Source organism: Candidatus Magnetobacterium casense (assembly GCF_019173545.1).
Taxonomy (GTDB): domain Bacteria; phylum Nitrospirota; class Thermodesulfovibrionia; order Thermodesulfovibrionales; family Magnetobacteriaceae; genus Magnetobacterium; species Magnetobacterium cryptolimnobacter.
Genome location: NZ_JABXWD010000554.1, coordinates 1 through 1,821, shown reverse-complemented (window position 1 = coordinate 1,821; position 1,821 = coordinate 1). Strand labels below are relative to the sequence as shown.

General features: G+C 48.1%; 2 protein-coding genes. Both read left to right on the top strand.

What is annotated here, in order from left to right; translation table 11 throughout:
• Positions 1-783 (top strand): DNA polymerase (locus tag HWQ67_RS17475; protein WP_218253978.1); only part of this gene is annotated, 783 nt, incomplete at its 5' end.
• The coding region (locus HWQ67_RS17470) for a DUF3987 domain-containing protein (protein ID WP_218253977.1) at positions 722-1,821 on the top strand (1,100 nt) is incomplete at its 3' end. The genes HWQ67_RS17475 and HWQ67_RS17470, both read left to right, overlap by 62 nt.

The window sequence follows — 1,821 nt, the reverse complement described above, 5'->3', positions numbered from 1 at the left end:
CAAAACGTTCCTGATGAAATGAGGATGATTTATGAACCAGACCCTGGGTATATCCTATTAAGTGCTGACTATAGCCAAATCGAATTGTGGGTAGGTGCTTTGCTGGCCGGTGGTGGGCAGATGCTTAAAGACTTACAGGATGGTATTGATGTCCACTACATAGCTTGCCAAGTATGTTTCCCAAATATTCCTCTGTTGCACGGTACGAGGAAAAAAGATTTTACCCATGCCCAGGGCAACATTGCTAAAGCAATTGTATTTGGAACGTTCTACGGCCGTGGCGCCCACAGTATTGCCCGAGAGTTCGGTGTAACGGTAGCCGAGGCCCAACGATGGCAGACTCGAGTGTTGAACAAATACCCAGAGCTGCACGATTATCAAAACAAATGTAAAGAAGCCTTCGCCAAGGTTGGGTTTTTGGAGACTCCATTCGGACGGATTAGACACCTACAGACCATCACCCAAGGGTTTAACTTCCCAGTCCAGTCTACCGCCAGTGATATAACCCTAGGCAGTATTGTAATGGGTGATCAGGCCGGGATAGAAATATTGGCGAGTGTGCATGACAGTATCATCTTCCAAGTCCAGGAGAAGGAATGGATTGAGAAGACCAGACAGATGGCAGTAATCATGGAACGCGAGGTACCAGAATTGGAAAATACGCGATTTAAGGTAACATACGATAAAGGCCCGAATTGGTATGAAATGGAGGATGTGACTGATGTTATTAAACGAACTGGATCCCGTTCTGGAAATCCTGCCAAAGGAGGGATGGCTGCATGATTTCGTGGAGTTTACAAATGGGCTCGAGGCGTGTCCGCGATTCCGCTTTTTCAGCGCCGCATGTGTACTTGGAGCTGCAATTAACAACAAGCTCTATATTCATCGGGGTGACAAAGATTTACTACCCAAACTATTCCCGAATCTCTGGGTCCTCTTATTGGCGCCACCCGGTCGTGGTCACAAAACGTCCACAATCAACATGGCGGTCAACTGTCTTACACAAGCTTGTCCAGAAGTTAGGGTTCTTGCCGATAAGCTTACGCCTGAATCTCTCGTCAAGGCGTTGGCTAGCCCTGTGGGGCGTGAGACCATTAGGATTGGCCCTCGTGATGCGACTGGCTTAGTCAAAGCTCCAGAGTTTAGTGTATTTTTTGGCAAGCAGCAATACAACACAGGCCTAGTAAGCCTGATAACAGACCTTTACGACTACAGAGAAGAATGGGCAAGCGAGACAATAATGCGTGGGAAAATGATCCTACGCAACAACTGTATTTCAGTATTTGGTGGGTCAACACCCGACTGGCTACAGCAGATGATACCACAAGATGCATTTACCGGAGGATTTATGGCCCGGTATGTGATAGTGGAGATGCCGCCCAGTTATTTCAAACGAAGGGCGTTTCCCCAACGAGTATCCAAACGGTCGTGGGAAGACCTAGTACAAAACCTCAGTGTGCTGGGACATATGTCCGGAGAAATAAAATGGACCCAGGCGGGTGAAACCTTTTACAAAGAGCATTACGAAAGTATCGTGCCGACCGGCGATCCCCAAAAAGACGCGTACCGAGAACGGGAGGCAGAGCAAGTGCTGAAGTTAGCAATGCTGCTAACTGTGTCTACGATGGAGATGAAAGTAGATAAGGGCCATATGCAACATGCTCGGCAAATCCTAGACGCGCTGATGGAAGAGACTACCGGCCGGATTGAGAGGTTAACAACTCACCCCCGTATGGCACTCGTACAAGACATTCGGGACATCCTTAAGACCCACGATAGTATATGCCGGCGAGACTTGATTAAAAAGGTCTACCGAGGCCT